This is a genomic window from Streptomyces sp. BR123 (assembly GCF_013401435.1).
Classification (GTDB): domain Bacteria; phylum Actinomycetota; class Actinomycetes; order Streptomycetales; family Streptomycetaceae; genus Streptomyces.
This window is the reverse complement of record NZ_JACBGN010000689.1, coordinates 1-418: the sequence shown is the minus strand read 5'-3', so window position 1 is coordinate 418 and position 418 is coordinate 1. Positions and strand designations below refer to the sequence as shown.

General features: G+C 67.5%; 1 protein-coding gene. It reads left to right on the top strand.

The annotated features are described in order from the left end of the window. A partial coding sequence (locus tag HYE82_RS37060; protein ID WP_179178601.1) for an rRNA adenine dimethyltransferase family protein occupies positions 1-418 on the top strand: 418 nt, incomplete at both ends.

Sequence of the window (418 nt, the reverse complement as noted above, 5' to 3'; positions counted from 1 at the left end):
ATCCTGTTCCATGCGCTGGAGCATGCCGCGGTCATCCGCGACATGCACTTCATGCTGCAGAAGGAAGTGGTCGACCGCATGGCGGCCGGCCCCGGCAGCAAGGTGTATGGCCGCCTCAGCGTGATGCTGCAGGCCTACTGCCAGGTGACCTCGCTGTTCGTGGTGCCGCCGGGCGCGTTCCGGCCGCCGCCGAAGGTCGATTCGGCCGTGGTGCGTCTGGTGCCGCGTGACCCGGCCGCGATCAACATCAACGACCACAAGCGCTTCGCCGAGGTGGTCAAGGCCGCCTTCGGGCAGCGCCGCAAGACCCTGCGCAATGCCCTGAACAACGTGGTGTCCGCCGAGCAGTTCATCGCCGCCGGCGTGCGTCCCGATGCCCGCGCCGAACAGCTGGACGTGGCCGAATTCATCGCTTTGG